Source organism: Nostoc cf. edaphicum LEGE 07299 (genome assembly GCF_015207245.1).
Classification (GTDB): Bacteria; Cyanobacteriota; Cyanobacteriia; order Cyanobacteriales; family Nostocaceae; genus Nostoc; species Nostoc edaphicum_B.
Genome location: NZ_JADEXF010000555.1, coordinates 1 through 3,943, shown reverse-complemented (window position 1 = coordinate 3,943; position 3,943 = coordinate 1). Strand labels below are relative to the sequence as shown.

At 44.9% G+C, this 3,943-nt stretch carries 1 protein-coding gene; it reads right to left on the bottom strand.

Features of this window, described 5'->3' with window-relative positions:
• Positions 1-13: 13 nt before the first annotated feature.
• Entirely contained in the window at positions 14-3,910 is a 3,897-nt protein-coding gene (locus IQ229_RS16710; RefSeq protein ID WP_194045582.1) for a two-partner secretion domain-containing protein, read from the bottom strand.
• Positions 3,911-3,943 lie beyond the last annotated feature (33 nt).

Here is a 3,943-nt window from a genome sequence, read left to right as displayed (position 1 = left end):
TTGGAGTAACGAATTATTGATTACAAGACATGGCAGAGGGAATAAAAAAACTTTGAGGAGATTTAGCCACGAGCATAATATCACCGTTACCATCAAGAATCCATCCTTGAGCCTCCACAATCGGATCGCTAGATTTGGTCATAGATGCAGTAGATGATTTATCCGTGACTGTGTGTGTTGCTTGTGGGGGCAAATCTACCCAACCAGTAATCACTGCTCGTCCCCGCAACGGTTCGTTAGGACTTTGGGGTAATCCACCGCGTCCGGTGGCGATAAAACGACTGGCGTTTTGTCCTCCTCTGGGAGTGCAACCTTGGGCAATTTGTTGGGATACATCGACGAGGTTAGAGGGTAGTTCAATTAAGCCGCGACTGGGGTCAGTATCTGGACTGTTGATAGTTACTTCCCCACTCACTCCCAATTCTGAACTTGCTGTAATGTCGCTATTTTCGGTTAGGCTTTTTTGCGAGAGAATACCGAAAATACCGTTAGTTGTAATGTCAACTCTACCACCAATCCCTGTAAAGGCATTAGCGCTGATATCGCTATTTTCTTTAGGAACTGCAACGATAAATCTTGAATTGATTTTGATGTTACCGCCATTGCCACCTAATTTTTCTGTACCTGCGTTGGTGGAGATTTGACTGTTGCGACGGAGTAAGAGTAAGTCGCTGTTGAGGTTGATATTACCCCCGTTACCGGATGCAGATTCGGCGTTGAGTTTACCTTGGTTGTCTAAGGTAATTAGGTTTGAGTTGAGTTCGATGTCGCCTGTAATTCCTGAACCAGTGGAACTGACGAAAAGGCCACTGTTAGCACCGATATTTCCTACGTTGTCAGGAAATTTAGTAATGCGATCGCTGTAACTAGGGTCAATACCGCTAATTATTAGTTTATCATCAGCGTTGACAGTAATTTTACCTGCACGTCCATTGCTTGAGGTAGTGGTGGTGAGTTGTCCGCCGTTGAGTGCTTCAAAGACATTTGCATTTACCGTAATATCACCACCGCTTTGATCATTTCTAGTGCGTGCATCTAATAAAGCGCCGTTTGAGATGCGAAATATATTGGTATTTACAGTGATATCGCCACCAATGCCAGTGGAATTAGAATCAGTAAATGTGAATAAACCACTAGAATTTCCGCTTTCTTGACTAGTTCCAGAAACAGTAACCACATTTTTTGCACGTACTGTTACATTCCCCGCATTCCCCACTCCTGAAGTTGAGGCAGAAAGTTGAGCGCCATCACTTAGAGAGAAGTCACCAGAATCGATAAAAATGTTACCCCCATTTCCAACAGTCCCCGTTTGCACATAGCTGAGAATCGCACTCTCGAAATCGTTTTTCTGACCAGCAATATCAACAGCACCCGTTACCTTAATATTGACATTGCCTGCATCCCCCTGTCCTGCTGGTTGGTTAGCAGATGCACCACGAGTAATGGTTAGCAATTGAGCACCATCAGTGAGTGACAGTGTTGTAGCGTTGATGTTGACATTGCCTCCTTTACCTACACCTCCTGCTTCCACTGTACTGAAGATGCTAGTATTACTACCTGCAAGGTCAACAGCATTTTTTGCATTCACTGTCACGTTCCCTGCATTCCCCACTCCTGAAGTTAAGGCTTGAAGTTGAGCGCCGTCTCGTAATGAGAAGTCACTAGAATCGATGAAAATGTTACCCCCATTCCCAATAGCCCCCGTTTCCACATTGCTGCTAATCCCACTGTAAACATCAGCAATATCAACAGCATCTGTTACCTTAATATTGACATTGCTTGTATCCCCCTGTCCTGCTGGTTGGCTAGCAGATACACCACGAGTAATAGTTAGCAATTGAGCACCATCAGTGAGTGACAGTGTTGTAGCATTGATGTTGATATTGCCTCCTTTACCTACGCCTCCTGCTTCTACGATGCTGAAAATGTAAGCGTTATCTGCAAGGTCAACAGCATTTTTTGCACTCACTGTCACGTTCCCTGCATTCCCCACTCCTGAAGTTGAGGCTTGAAGTTGAGCGCCGTCTCGTAATGAGAAGTCACCAGAATCGATGAAAATGTTACCGCCATTCCCAACAGTCCCCGTTTCCACATTGCTGCTAATCACACTGAAAAAATCGTTTTTCTCTCCAGCAATATCAACAGTACCTGTTACCTTAATATTGACATTGCCTGCATTCCCCCGTCCGGCTGGTTGGGTAGCAGATGCTCCACGAGTAACGGTTAGCAATTGAGCGCCATCAGTGAGTGACAATGTTGTAGCATTGATGTTGATATTACCTCCTTTACCTACACCTCCTGCTGACACGGTGCTGAAGATGGCAGCGTTACCTGCAAGGTCAACAGCATTTTTTGCATTCACTGTTATATTCCCCGCATTCCCCACTCCTGAAGTTGAGGCAGAAAGTTGAGCGCCATCACTTAGAGAGAAGTCACCAGAATCGATAAAAATGTTACCCCCATTCCCAATAGTCCCCGTTTGCACAAAGCTGCCAATCCCACTCTCGAAATCGTTTTTCACGCCAGCAATATCAACAGCACCTGTTACTTTAACATTGACATTGCCTGCATCTCCCCGTCCGCCTGGCTGGGTAGCAGATGCACTACGAGTGGAAGTTAGCAGTTGAGCGCCATCAGTAAGTGATAGTGTTGTAGCATTGATGTTGATATTGCCTCCTTTACCTACGCCTCCTGCTAACACGGTGCTGTAAATGTAAGCATATGCAAGGGAAATAGCATTTTTTGCACTCACTGTCACATTGCCTGCATTCCCCACTCCTGAAGTTGAGGCAGAAAGAAAAGCGCTATCTTCTAATGAGAAGTCACCAGAATCGATAGTAATGTTACCGCTATTGCCTTTTGAATCCTTACTCACAAAATTGCGAATCCTACTCCCAGAGTCAGCAACTTTGATTTCCCCCGTAGCATTAAGCGTAATATCCCCCGCAGTCGCCTCTGGTTGACCCAAACCAGAGGCGATACCAGCAGAAAGCTGACTCCCTCCCAAAATATCTATGTTGCGGGCATTGATAGTAATATCACCGCCACCAGCAGCTTCTACATACACACGCGCTTGATTGGTAAGTGACACCGAAGCACGAGTCACATTAAGAGGAAACTTCAAGCTGAGATTATCGCCATTAAAAAGAAGATTGACATTTCCAGGTGCTGCTAATCCCCCAAATTCAACTCTCCCACCATAAGCATTTAACTGGCCGCCATCCATGATGACATTACCACCCACTAGCAGCAAACTTTTACCATCTCCTACTCGTAAACCAGATGCATTAAAACCTGCTGGATCTATTCCTGCTGGTGCAATTGACCTGTTTTCAATTCTGCCAGCCTGAAGTTGATTGAATAGCAAAGCGGAAGGATTAACTGTTAGTAATGGGGAAGGAGTTTGAGGATTAGTTGCACTAAATTCTAACCCATTGCCAAACACAAAAGAATTCGCCGTACTCGCCACAAACGAACCCGCCACATCCAACCGTCCATTGTTCCCAAATAAAATGCCATTGGGATTGATAAAAAATAAATTTGCACCACCATCTACCCCCAATGTGCCGAGAATATTGGAGATATTACTTCCCGTCACCCTTGTGAGAATATTGGAGATTCCCGTGGGATTGGCAAAATAAACACGCTGGGATTCTCCGACATTGAATTCACGAAAACTATGGAATAGGTTAGCACCGCGAATTGCTCCGCCATCAATCCGGTCAGCCGTCAGTCCTTTAATATTGACATTGGGGGTTACTTTTGAAGAGCGATCGCCCAATGTTCCATCAGGGGTAATCTGGGCTAAAGCGTGATTTTCACAACAAAATATGACATGAGCAAGCACTCCAGTAATGCTAAAAACTCCTAATAAACCTGAGAGCCAATTCCTATTTCCACAGATTGCCATATCATAACCAGCCTTGCCTGCTCATTTCTTATC